The following is an 11,333-nucleotide window of genomic DNA, read 5'->3' as shown; positions in this document are numbered from 1 at the left end:
CCCCGACCCCGGAGGACGATCCCGCGCCGCCCGAGACGGTGCTGGCGGTTCCCGTCCCCGCCTATCGCCGCGGCCCCTTCCGCCCCGACGTGCTCAGTCCCGTGCGCGAGAGGATGAGCGGGCGGATGCTGGCCCAGGGCTTCCGCACCGCCGACGCGACGCTGCTGGCGCTCCTGCTGGCGGCCTTCGGCGTGACCCAGGCCGCGACCGGAACGCTTGGCGCGACGCTGGTGATCGTGCCCAGCCTCACCCTCGGCTCGATCCTGGTCGCCTTCGGCCTGTCGGCCGCCAGCACCTACGACTTCGCCGCCCGCGAAAGCTGGTGGGCCAGCATGGCCCGCGCCGGCGCGGCGTCAGGGGCGGCCACATCCGTCATCCTGTTGGCGCTCAGTATAGCCGCCCCGGCCGCCCTCGGTTTCGGGGTCAGATGGGCGCTCGCCTGCATCGGCGCGCTGTGCGTTTCGCACCTGGTCGCCTGGAGCGTCGTTCGGCGCTGGCGGCGACTGGGACGGCTGACCCCAAACGTGGTGGTGGTGGGCGCGACCGAGAACGCCGCCCTGCTGATCCGCAATGCGCTCGCCGGCCGCGACGTGGCGGTGCTGGGCGTGTTCGACGACCGCTCCGACCGCATTCCCCACGACATCCACGGCGTGCCGGTGCTTGGCGACACCGCCGCCCTGCTGCGCCACAAGATCCTGCCCTACATCGACCGCATCGTGCTGACCGTCCCCGCCGCCGGCCAGGCCCGCAGCGCCGAGCTGATCGGCCGGCTGAAGGCGCTGCCCAACGACCTCTGCCTGTTCCTCGACGGCGAGGGGGACGAACGCCACACCGCCGCCCTGGCCCGCCTGTCCGGCGCCTCGCTGCACCGCATCTCCGGCGCCAAGGCCGACGACCGCCTGGCCTTCGCCAAACGGATGCAGGACCTCGTCGTCGCCGGGCTGGCCCTGCTGGCGGCCCTGCCGGTGATGGCTGTCGTCGCAGCGCTCGTGCGGCTGGATAGCCCGGGCCCGATCCTGTTCCGCCAGCGCCGCCACGGCTTCAACAACGAAGAGATCGTGGTCTGGAAGTTCCGCTCCATGCGCACGGACGCCGCCGACGCGCACGCCACCCGCCAGGTCAGCGCCGACGACGACCGCGTCACCCGCGTCGGCCGCATCATCCGCGCCACCAGCCTGGACGAACTGCCCCAACTGCTGAACGTGCTGAAGGGCGAGATGTCGCTGGTCGGTCCGCGTCCCCACGCCATCGGCATGCAGACCGCCGGCCAGGACTCCGCCCGCCTTGTCGCCGAGTACGCCTGGCGTCATCGCATGAAGCCCGGCATCACCGGCTGGGCCCAGATCAACGGCTCGCGCGGTCCGGTCCATACCGCCGAGGAGGTCCGCCAGCGGGTGGAGCTCGATATCGAGTACATCGAGCGCCAGTCGTTCTGGTTCGACCTCTACATCATCGTCATGACCCTGCCCTGCCTGTTCGGCGACCGGCAGGCGGTGCGCTGAGGGCGGCCCGATGTTCTGGAAAGGCGTGGTGGGCTATCTGCCCGTGAACATCGTCCAGGCGGTCGCCGGCTTCGGCTCGATCGTGGTGTTCACCCGCATGCTGTCGCCGGCCGACTACGGCGCCTACGCCCTGGCCTATTCGGTGACCAGCCTGGTCTACACCTGCCTGTTCGTGTGGATCGAGGCGGCCATGGCCCGCTTCTACGCCGCCGAGACCGTGGTCGGGCGATCCAACCTCTACGCCACCCTGTACCGCGCCTTCGCCGCAATGGCGGTCGCCCTGCCGGCGCTGGCCGTGGCCATCCTGGTGCTGCTGCCGGTGGGATCGGGGCTGAAGCTGGCCATCGGCGCCGGCCTGGTCTCCATCATCGTGCGTAGCCTGCTGAAGCTGGCGCAGGAGCGCCGCCGCGCCGCCGGCCAGGTGCGCGGCTACGCCCTGTTCGATATGGCCCAGACAGGCGGCGGCTTTGCGCTGGGCGCCGTGTTCGCCCTGATCGGCTGGGGCGGCGCGGCGCCCCTGGCCGGCGCGGGCGCGGCCAGCGCGATGTGCCTGCTGTTCGCCCTGCCGTCGGAGATCGGTCCCGCCAGGCGCGGCAGGTTCGAGCCCGAGCGGCTGAAGGGCTACGCCGCCTATGGCGCGCCCATCGCCCTGTCGCTGATCATGGGCCTGGCCTTGGCCACCACCGACCGCTTCGTGCTCGCGGCCTTCACCAACGAGGCGACGGTGGGCGCCTATCACGCCGGCTACAGCCTCTCGAACCGGACGCTGGACGTCATGTTCCTGTGGCTGGGCATGGCCGGCGGACCGGCCTGCATCGCCGCCCTGGAGCGCGGCGGGCGCGCAGCGCTCGAACACACGGCGCGCGAGCAGGCCTCGTTCATGGTGTTGATCTCGCTGCCGGCCGCCGCTGGCCTGGCGCTGGTCGCCCGCCCGCTGGCGGAGCTGATGGTCGGGCCAGCCTTGCGCGACAACGCCGCGCGGGTGACGCCCTGGATCGCGCTCAGCGGCCTGTTCTACGGCCTGACCACCCACTACCTGAACACCGCCTTCACGCTCGCCCGGCGCACCGGCCGCCAGTTCCTGGCCATCGCTCTGCCGGCGTTGGCGAACCTGGCGCTGACCCTGCTGCTGATCCCGCGCTTCGGCCTGGACGGAGCCATGTGGGCCACCACCGCCAGCTATGCGTTGGGCGCGGTCGCCTCGATCCTCCTGCAGCGCAACGGCCTGTACCTGCCGATCCCGTGGAACACGCTGGGCCGCAGCGCCCTGGCGACGGCGGCGATGGCGGCGGCGGTGCTGCGGATGCCTTCGACCGGCGGCGTGGGCGAGCTGGCACTGAAGGCCGGCGTGGGAGCTATGACCTACGCCCTGGTCGCCTTCGCCCTCGACGCGGGCCAGGCCCGCACCCACAGCGGCCGGCTGCTGCAGACCTTGCGCACGCGAGCCGCCGCATGAGCGATGTCCTGACCCTCGCGCCGAATCCCGCTCCGCCGCTTGACGCGGCGCCGGATCAGACAGGCTTCGAGTTGTTCGAGAACGCCGCCTGGACGTCGGCGAAGCCGCACCTGTCGGTCCTGACACCCTTCTATCGCGACGACCCGCGCGCCCTGCTGGCAGCACTGGACGCAGAAGCCGCCCGCCTGGACGGCGCGGTGGAGATCGTGCTGCTCGACGATTGCGGCGGGGACCTAACCCTGTCCGAAGCTGTTCGCGCCGCCGTGCAGACGCTGGCGTCGCCCGCCCGTCTGATCCGCCTCGCGCAGAACCAGGGCCGGTCGCGCGGCCGCAACCAGCTGATCGCCCACAGCCGCGCCCGCCACGCCCTGTTCCTGGACAGCGACATGGCTCCCGACAGCGAGCGTTTCCTGTCTGCCTACCTGGACCTGATCGCTGTTGAAGAGCCGGCCGTGGTGTTCGGCGGTTTCTCGGTTGACCGGGCGCCGGTGCGCCCCGAGCACGCCCTGCACCGCGCCCTGTCGCAGCGGGGCGAGTGCCTGTCCGCCAGCCTGCGCGCCCAGCAGCCCGAGAAGTACGTCTACACTTCCAACCTGCTGGTCCGGCGCGACGTGTTCGCCGCCGAGGCGTTCGACGAGAGCTTCTCCGGCTGGGGTTGGGAGGACGTGGAGTGGGGCCTGCGCGTCGGTAGGCGTTTCGGCGTGCGCCACATCGACAACTCCGCCACCCACCTGGGCCTGGACACCGCCGCGGCGCTGGCCGCCAAGTACGAGCAGTCGCCGGACAATTTCGCCCGCGTGCTCGCCCGCCATCCCGAGGCCGTACGGGGCTATCCGAGCTATCGCCTGGCCCGCGCGCTGAAGCGGCTGCCGGCGCGCGGCCTGTGGCGCCGACTGCTCAAGGCGCTGGCGCTCGCCGACCGAGCGCCCGTCACGGCCCGCGTCGCGGCGATGAAAATCTACCGCGCCGCCCTCTATTCGGAGGTGGTGTGATGGGCGAGCTCTATTCCGCCGACGCCTCGCTGAAGGGCAAGCTCCGCCGTCGCGTGGTGCGCCTGCAGCACCGCCGTCCAAGCCCACGCGCCGCCGGCCGGCCGATGATCTCTTTCACCTATGACGATGCGCCGGTGTCCGCGTTTCGCGAGGGCGCGCGCATCCTGGAGGCCCATGGCGCGCGCGGCACCTACTTCGTCTCCGCCGGGCTGGCGGGACGCGACGTGGGCGTCGGCCCCTGTGGCGGACGCGAGGACATCCTGCGCGTCGCCGCCGCCGGTCACGAGATCGCCTGCCACACCTTCTCCCACCTGGACTGCGGCCAAGCCGACGCCGCGACGGTGGAGGCCGACATCGCCCGCAACGTCGAGGCCCTGGCGCAATGGGGCGCGCCCAGCCTGGAGACCTTCGCCTATCCTTACGGCGACGTGGCCGCTCCGGTGAAACGGGTGGCGGACAAGCGCTTCCTGTTGTCACGCGCCCTGCACCACGGTGTGCTGGGACGTGGATCGGACCTCAACCAAGCGCCTTCGGTAGGCGTGGAGGGCGAAGAGGGTGAGGCGCTGGCGCTGGCCTGGATGGAACGGGCCAAGGCTCGGGCGGGTTGGCTGATCCTCTACACCCACGGCGTAGAAACCACGCCGCCGCGCTTCGGGACCAGCATCGCCGTCTGGGAACGGCTGGTCGGCAAGGCCGTCGCCGACGGGTTCGAGATTGTCACGGTGGCGCAAGGTGCGCGCCGCCTGAGGGGTTTGACGTGACGCAGATCGACGTCCTGATCCCCACCCTGCGCCGCCCGGAAAGCCTGACGCGCGCGCTGCGCTCGCTATTCGCCCAGGATCGCGCAACCGAGCTGGTCGCGGCGGTGGTGGTGGTGGACAACTCGCCCGAAGGGTCCGCCCGCGAGACGGTTGAGGCGCTACGCCCGGCCTGCCCCGCGCCGCTGATCTTCGTGCATGAACCGCATCCGGGGGTGGCCACCGCGCGCAACGCCGGACTGGCGGCGAGCGATGCGCCCCTGGTCGCCTTCCTGGACGACGACGAGGAGGCGCCCGCCGGCTGGCTCGAAGCCCTGCACGCAGCGCACCTGGAGATGGGGACCGAGGTCACCTTCGGACCCGTACGCGGCCTGGCGCCGGACGCGCGGCCCGGCGAACGCGCCTATATGGAGCGCTTCTTCTCTCGCATCGGGCCCGAAACCTCAGGTCCGATCATCGCCCCCTACGGCTGCGGCAATTCGATGATGACACGGGCCTTCGCCCTGGTCGGCCCCAATCCGTTCGATGCGGCCGCCGACGCCACCGGCGGCGAGGACGACCGCCTGTTCGCGCAACTGAGCGCACAAGGCGCCCGCTACGGGTGGGCGGCGGAGGCCTGGGTCTTTGAGTACGCCCCCGCCCATCGCGCCCAGCTCGGCTATACCCTGAAGCGCGCCTTCGGCTATGGCCAGAGCCCCACCCAGATCGCCGCCACCGCGCGCGATCCAGCGGGCGTGGCGAAGTGGGTGGCGGTCGGGCTGGCGCAGGTGCTGGCCAACGCCCCGGTTGCGGCGCTCCTCCTGGCGCTCCACCATCGCCAGGGTGCGGACTTCGCCGACCGCGCGGCGCAGGGCCTGGGCAAGGTGTTCTGGCGCGTGCGGCTGGGTTTCTACGGGCAGGCCGAGATCCGCCGCAGTACACGGGCGGCCCGGAAACGGCCCCAGGATGGGCTCGAGGTTGTGCATGCTTCGAGACGCGCTGCGCGCTCCTCAGCATGACGAAGGCTATTTAAGGCTCCACCATACGTCATCCCGAGGAGCCCCTGAGGGGCGTCTCGAAGGATGCAGCGCCGCCTCAACCGATGACCGCTGCCGCCGCCTCGGCGCGGCTCATGCCGCCGATGTGGATGCTCCACCACAGGGCGAAGAACAGCAGGGGCCAGCGGCTGGCGGCGTGATCGTCGCGCTCGAACACGGCGCGTACCGCATCGACCTCGCAGACCTCTCGCACCCCCTCCACCGCCGCGATCCTGGCTCCCAGGTCGCGAGCGCGCGGCGCGATCCAGCCGGCGACCGGGACGGTGAAGCCCTTCTTGCGGCCCCAGGCGTCGGCAGCGGGACAATGCTGTTCCAGCCACTTGCGCAGCAGGTGCTTGCCGAAACGGCCCTGCACCTTCAGCCGGTCGGGCAGGTGGAACGCGAACTCCGCCACCTCCAGGTCGAGGAACGGCGTGCGGCCTTCCAGGCCATGGGCCATCAGGCAGCGGTCGAGCTTCAGCAACAAGTCGTTCGGCAGCCAGGTGGCGATGTCCGCCGCTTGGGCCAGCTGCAGGGGCGTGAGACCCGCGTCGGTCGAAACCTGTGAGCGGGCCGCCTCGCGCCAGCGCGCCAGCGCGCCGACGCCGCGGTCCTTGAGGAAGGAGGCGCGGATCTGCGGCTCCGCCGGCCGGCCGCCGAACCAGGTCGGCCTGAGCGCGCGGCGATAGCGGCCATAGCCGCCGAACAGCTCGTCGCCGCCCTCCCCGCTCAGCACCACCGTCAGCGTCCCCTTGGCGGCTTCGGCGAGTTTGTAGGTCGGAAGCGTGGCGAAATCGGTGGTCGGATCGTCCAGCGCCCAGGCGATCTCGGGGGCGATGCGCCAGAAGTCCTCCGCCCCGAACGTGGTCTCGCGCCAGTCGAGGTCCAGGGCGCGGGCCACCTGCTCGGCCGCCCGGCGCTCGTCGCTGGCGTCCGGATCGTCGAAGCCGCAGGTATAGGCGGTCACCGGCCGGCTGTTCAGCCGCGCCATCAGCGTGGCGATGGCCGAACTGTCGATCCCGCCGGACAGGAACAGACCGTAGGGCACGTCGGAGCGCTGGTGCACCTTGACGCTGTCCTCCAGCACCGCGTCCAGCCGTTTCAACGCCTCGGCCTCCGAGATGGCGACCGGGGCATGGGTGCGCGCGACGAAGGCGGGGGCCGCGACCGCGCTGCCCAGGGTCTCGCCCGGCGCCACGCGACGCACGCCCTCGAAGATGGTCCCGGTCCCGACCGTATAGTTCAGGGCCAGCAGCTCTTCCGCCCGCGCGTGGACCATCGCCGGCCTGGGCGTCTCGACCAGCAGGGCGCGCGGCTCGGACGCGAACGCCAGCCGGCCGTCCCGGTCAGTCAGATAAAGCGGCTTGATGCCGAAGGGATCGCGCGCCAGGGCCAGCGCCCCGTCCGTGCGCAGGCACAGCGCGAACATGCCCCGCAGTTCGGCCAGCGCCTGCGGCCCCTGCGTCCGCCACAGGTGCAGCAACGGCTCGAAATCCGATCCGGTGTGCAGCTCGGTCAGGCCGTGACGGGCGATCAGCTCGATGTAGTTGTAGATCTCGCCGTTGCCGATCACCGTGGCGCCGGCGGCGTGCAGGGGCTGCCAGCCACCCTCCAGGTCGATGATCGACAGCCGGGCGTGGGCGAAGGCGTAGTCCGGCCCTTCCTCCACCCGAATGCCGTCCGGGCCGCGATGGGCGATGGCCTCGATCATCCGGCGCACGGCCGCACCGTCGGAGGCGCCCAAAAGGCCGGCGATCCCGCACATGGCCTCAGGCCTCGCCGTAGCGGGCGAACAGCTCCCGCCATTGGGCCGTGACCCGGGCGCTGGCGAATTCGGTGCGGATGCGCTCGCGACCCGCCTTGGCCAGTCGACGCCCCGTCGCCGGATCGTCCAGCAACCGCCGTGTCGCCTTGGCCAGGGCGTCCGCGTCGTTCACCGGCACCAGCAGGGCGTCCTCGTCGTGGCGGATCATGGCGCCGGGTCCCTGGCTGGCGGCGGCGATCAGCGGGGTGCCGTGGGCCCAGGCCTGGATCACGGTGTTGCCGAGCGGCTCGAACCGCGAGGGGAACAGGCAGATGTCGGCGGTGCGGTACAGGGCCGAGGCGTCCAGCCGCCAGCCCAGGAACCGCACCCGATCCGCCACGCCGAGCCGCTTCGCCTGAGCCTTCAGCTGGCCTTCCAACGGGCCGGCCCCGGCGATCCACAGATAGGCGCCCGGCAGGTCGACCAGGGCGGTCAGGCTGACGTCGTGGGCCTTGTCGTCGTGCAGCCGACCCATCCCCAGCAACAGCGGCGCGTCGTCGGGCGTATCGAGCTCCGCCCGGTCGACCGGCGGATCGTCCTTGGGCACGGCGAAGTTCGGGATGTAGTCGACCCGGTCGGCCGGCCAGCCCTCGCGCACGATATAGTCGACGATGTCGCGCGTGTTGCCGACCAGGAAATCGGCCCCCCGGTAGTATTTCAGGTGATAGTAGCCGCCGAGCCGCCCGATCCGCGCCCACGGCCCGGTCTTGGGAACCACCCGCCCGGCCCGGTTCATCCACTGCACCAGCACCCGCGCGTCCAGCTCGCGGGCAAGCTTGCGGATCAGCCGCCCGGTCGAGAAATCGAACGGCGGATGGAACGGCAGCACATCGGTCCGCACGCCCATCGCCGCTAGGGCCGCCTCGCGGTCGGCGTTGGCGTGGATGGCCGCCGCCTGGGGCAGGCCGTCGCGATGCAGGGCCTCCAGCAGGTCGAGGAAGTAGGTCTCCGCTCCACCGTGCCGGGGAGACCCCAGAAGGTGCAGGACCGTCATGGCGCTTGGGTCGTCATGGGTCGTTCCTACCGGTAACGGCCGCCCCGCAGAAGGGGGCGACGGTGGAACGGGCCGATGAGCGTGACCCTGTCGCAAGGCCGCAACGCAGAAGGCTTGAGGCGGAGGACGACTTTCGTTATATCCGCCGCTCGCCTGAACACGCCCTACGTAAGGCGCGCCCGTGGCTGGGTAGCTCAGATGGTTAGAGCGGTGGATTCATAACCCACAGGTCGGCGGTTCGATCCCGCCTCCAGCTACCAGGCGCCCTCTCGTTGCGCTGTGTTCAAAAGGCGCCCTGCGTTCTCCCGCATTCCATTTCGGGTATTGGCGTCACGCGTGGATAATGCCGGGCCAAGGCCGCCGCTCCACGCCTGCACCTTGTCCAGCGTTCGGCTCAGCGTTGACGCGCCATCGTCAACCACATGTCGATTCCGAAACAAAACTTCAGAATGAGAAGCATTGACAACCTAGGCTGCAATTCTGCAATTGCGAATGCGTATCAATAATCTGGAATTCCCGATGTCTTCGCCTTTGCACCGGCCGCGCGCGATCCCATGCGCTTCGAGCTTCACCGGCCCGTTCGGTCGCGGAAGGAAGAGCGGCGCACGAGGACTGTTCGTGCAGGTGGCGGCGGCCGCGCTGCTGGTGTCGATCTCGCAAGGCGCCCAGGCCGCCGACGCGGTTGCAACCGCTGCGGACGCGGCGCCTGGAAGCACGACGTCGGAAGTCATCGTGCACAGCCAGCGCAACGAGCTGAACCTTCCGGCCTCGGTGGACAAGACCGGCACCAAGCTCGAGGACCTGCCCAGCAGCGTCCAGGTGATCAACCGCGACGTAGTCGACGCCCAAGGCGGTGTTTCCCTGAACGATGCGATCCGCAACGCCAGCGGCATCAGCCGGGGCGGCCAGGACGGCTATGGCTTCTATGACCGCTTCCTGATCCGGGGCCTGGACGCGCGCATCTACGATGAGGGCTTCGACGATGGCGACCAACGCAACGGCATCCCCCATTCGCTGAACGGGGTCGAACGGGTGGAGATCCTCAAGGGTCCGGGCTCGGCCCTGTTCGGCAGCGGACCGCCGGGCGGAACCATCAACATCGTCCATTATGCGCCGTCCGCCACCCCGGACTTGGGCGGCACGCTGCAGGGCGGCTCGTTCGGCACGGTGTCGGCCAACGCCTACGTCACCGGGCCGACGGGCGTGGAGGGGTTGAATTTCCGCGTCGACGGCCTCGCCCAGCATTCCGACGGCTTCCGCGGCCTGAAAAGCAACGACGACGAATTCCGCCCCGAACTGAGCTGGACGGGCGACCGTCACGTGGTCACCTTCAGCGTGGACGCCCGCTATCTGGCCGGCACGCCCGACCCCGCCGGGCTGATCTACGTCAACGGCGCGCCGATCAAGGGCGTGTCGCGCAACACCATGTATTCCACCCCGTTCGGCTACGGGGACCAGAGCCTGCTGCGGCTGATCGGCTCGGATGTCTGGTCGCTGGCGCCCTACCTCACCATCACCAACCGTTTCTCCTACATGCACCGGGACCTCTCGATCCTGCGTAACGGCGACAGCGGCACGGTGGTGGGCGACGAACTCACCGGGCGTTCGCTGCGCAAGCAACACGATCAGATCGATGACTTCGACTACGAGCTGGAGCCGGTCTGGACCTTCCATACCGCAGGCATCGGCCACACCCTGCTGACCGGCTTCGAGGCCCAGCACCAGACCCTGCACACCAATCGCGCCACCGCGACCCTGCCCAACATCACCAACATCCTCGACCCGGTGATCCCGGAGACCTCGCAAGGCAGCCTCAGCTTCCTGCGGGACGCCACCCATTCCGGCGGCATCGACGACCTGTATTCGACCTACTTCAGCCTTTACGCCACCGACCAGCTCGACCTGACCGACCGCTGGAAGTTGCGGGTGGGCGTGCGCAAGGACTTCTGGGACACCGAACTCGATCCAACCGTCTTCGTCGCCGGCCGCCTGGCGCCGAACGGCCAGCCCATCGAGCCGGGCTCGAACATGGCCCGGCACGACGCCCCCGTGAGCTGGAACGTCGGCACGCTCTACAAGCTGACCCCCAACATCTCGCCGTTCCTGGGCGTGTCGGAGAGTCATCTGGCGGTCTACAGCTCCGAGTCGACGCAGACCGGTCTCGCAGCTCCGGAATCGGCGCTGCAATACGAGGGCGGGGTGAAGGCGACCGCCTTCACCGGGCGCGCCACCCTGACTGTGGCCGGGTTCGACGTGAAGCGGGACAACGTCTTCACCCTGGTGGGCGATCTTCCCACCTTCGACAACCAGGCGACCTGGGGGGGCGAAGCGGATCTCGACATCCAGGCCACGCCGCGCTGGCGCGTCACCGCCAACGTCACCGCCCAGCACGCCGTGCTGACCGCCGAGCCCTCCAGCCCGACCTCCACCGGCAAGATCCCCATCGGCGTGCCCGAGCACCTCGCCAACATCTGGACCAGCTACACCTTCCCCGTGCGGGACGAAGACGGATTCCGCGTCAGCGGCGGCGTCGACTACCGCGATCGGATGTTCGCCAACACGCTCAACACCAACAGGGTGCCGAGCTATGTGATCGGCGACATCGAGCTGGCCTACCTGCACCGCCAGTGGACGGCGTCGGTCGGGATCAAGAACATCGCCGACACCACCTATTTCGTGGCCACCAATGGCGCGGGCGGCCTGGTGGGCGACGGACGCTCGGTGTTCGTCTCGATCAGCCGGCGCACGGGCGGCTGATCGTCGGGCGGCATGGCCAGCGCCCAGGCGCCCAGGCCGCCCCTCGCCCTTTCC

At 70.2% G+C, this 11,333-nt stretch carries 8 protein-coding genes and 1 tRNA gene; 7 read left to right on the top strand and 2 right to left on the bottom strand.

Annotated elements, in window-relative coordinates; translation table 11 throughout:
* From GSQ87_RS21425 to GSQ87_RS21405, 5 genes are all read left to right on the top strand, one after another.
* A partial coding sequence (locus GSQ87_RS21425; protein WP_371416719.1) for an exopolysaccharide biosynthesis polyprenyl glycosylphosphotransferase occupies positions 1–1,502 on the top strand: 1,502 nt, incomplete at its 5' end.
* Positions 1,503–1,512: 10 nt separating this feature from the next.
* A complete protein-coding gene (locus GSQ87_RS21420) occupies positions 1,513–2,958 on the top strand; it encodes a lipopolysaccharide biosynthesis protein (protein ID WP_158918563.1) in 1,446 nt (481 codons plus the stop codon).
* Entirely contained in the window at positions 2,955–3,950 is a 996-nt protein-coding gene (locus tag GSQ87_RS21415; protein WP_158918561.1) for a glycosyltransferase family 2 protein, read from the top strand. The genes GSQ87_RS21420 and GSQ87_RS21415 overlap by 4 nt, the downstream gene beginning before the upstream one ends.
* Positions 3,950–4,711 (top strand): polysaccharide deacetylase family protein, encoded by a 762-nt coding sequence (locus tag GSQ87_RS21410; RefSeq protein ID WP_158918559.1) that lies wholly within the window; start codon positions 3,950–3,952, stop codon positions 4,709–4,711. The genes GSQ87_RS21415 and GSQ87_RS21410 overlap by 1 nt, the downstream gene beginning before the upstream one ends.
* Positions 4,708–5,706: a glycosyltransferase family 2 protein gene (locus GSQ87_RS21405; protein ID WP_158918557.1), complete on the top strand. Its 999-nt coding sequence runs from the start codon at positions 4,708–4,710 to the stop codon at positions 5,704–5,706. The genes GSQ87_RS21410 and GSQ87_RS21405 overlap by 4 nt, the downstream gene beginning before the upstream one ends.
* A 76-nt stretch (positions 5,707–5,782) precedes the next feature.
* Here GSQ87_RS21405 and asnB read toward each other — a convergent pair whose 3' ends face one another.
* Positions 5,783–7,489 (bottom strand): asparagine synthase (glutamine-hydrolyzing), encoded by a 1,707-nt coding sequence (asnB, locus tag GSQ87_RS21400; protein ID WP_158918555.1) that lies wholly within the window; start codon positions 7,487–7,489, stop codon positions 5,783–5,785.
* A 4-nt stretch (positions 7,490–7,493) separates the two neighbouring features.
* The gene (locus GSQ87_RS21395; RefSeq protein WP_158918553.1) at positions 7,494–8,522 is read right to left on the bottom strand and encodes a glycosyltransferase; all 1,029 of its coding nucleotides are present in this window, start codon (positions 8,520–8,522) and stop codon (positions 7,494–7,496) included.
* A 183-nt stretch (positions 8,523–8,705) separates the two neighbouring features.
* Here GSQ87_RS21395 and GSQ87_RS21390 point away from each other — a divergent pair.
* A tRNA-Met gene (locus GSQ87_RS21390) sits at positions 8,706–8,782 on the top strand.
* Between the two features lie 259 nt (positions 8,783–9,041).
* The gene (locus tag GSQ87_RS21385; protein ID WP_158918551.1) at positions 9,042–11,279 is read left to right on the top strand and encodes a TonB-dependent siderophore receptor; all 2,238 of its coding nucleotides are present in this window, start codon (positions 9,042–9,044) and stop codon (positions 11,277–11,279) included.
* Positions 11,280–11,333 lie beyond the last annotated feature (54 nt).

The organism is Caulobacter sp. S45 (genome assembly GCF_009765965.1).
Lineage (GTDB): Bacteria > Pseudomonadota > Alphaproteobacteria > Caulobacterales > Caulobacteraceae > CAHJWH01.
The sequence above is the reverse complement of the archived record's forward strand: the minus strand, read 5'-3'. Positions and strand labels throughout refer to the sequence as shown.

Bases quoted from the DNA above. Each gene is read 5' to 3' on its own strand.
- GSQ87_RS21420 (WP_158918563.1), top strand. From the start codon at position 1,513: ATGTTCTGGAAAGGCGTGGTGGGCTATCTGCCCGTGAACATCGTCCAG.
- GSQ87_RS21415 (WP_158918561.1), top strand. From the start codon at position 2,955: ATGAGCGATGTCCTGACCCTCGCGCCGAATCCCGCTCCGCCGCTTGAC.
- GSQ87_RS21410 (WP_158918559.1), top strand. From the start codon at position 3,950: ATGGGCGAGCTCTATTCCGCCGACGCCTCGCTGAAGGGCAAGCTCCGC.
- asnB (WP_158918555.1), bottom strand. From the start codon at position 7,489: ATGTGCGGGATCGCCGGCCTTTTGGGCGCCTCCGACGGTGCGGCCGTG.
- GSQ87_RS21395 (WP_158918553.1), bottom strand. From the start codon at position 8,522: ATGACGGTCCTGCACCTTCTGGGGTCTCCCCGGCACGGTGGAGCGGAG.
- GSQ87_RS21385 (WP_158918551.1), top strand. From the start codon at position 9,042: ATGTCTTCGCCTTTGCACCGGCCGCGCGCGATCCCATGCGCTTCGAGC.